Here is a 302-nt window from a genome sequence, read left to right as displayed (position 1 = left end):
CATGCGGTGCCGACGCTGCTGGCGCTGTTCGCGCGCGACGTGCCTGGCCTGCGCATCGTCAACCTGGGTGGCGAGATGTGCCCGGAATTCCTGGTGCAGCGCTGGGCCACGCCGGGTCGCCGGCTGTTCAATACCTATGGCCCGACCGAGACCACCGTATCGGCCAGCCTGGCCGAGCTGCTGCCGGGCCAGCCCGTGACCATTGGCACCCCGCTGCCCAACTACGGCATGCTGATCCGCGGCGAGGACGGCGCCGTGCTGCCGCAGGGCCAGACCGGCGAGCTCTGTATCACCGGCCCTGG

General features: G+C 70.9%; 1 protein-coding gene. It reads left to right on the top strand.

The window, feature by feature from the left end; genetic code table 11:
- The coding region (locus SB771_RS33985; protein WP_410721912.1) for an AMP-binding protein at positions 1–302 on the top strand (302 nt) is incomplete at both ends.

It is taken from the genome of Burkholderia sp. SIMBA_051 (assembly GCF_046534915.1).
GTDB lineage: Bacteria > Pseudomonadota > Gammaproteobacteria > Burkholderiales > Burkholderiaceae > Burkholderia > Burkholderia ambifaria.
The sequence above is the reverse complement of the archived record's forward strand: the minus strand, read 5'-3'. Positions and strand labels throughout refer to the sequence as shown.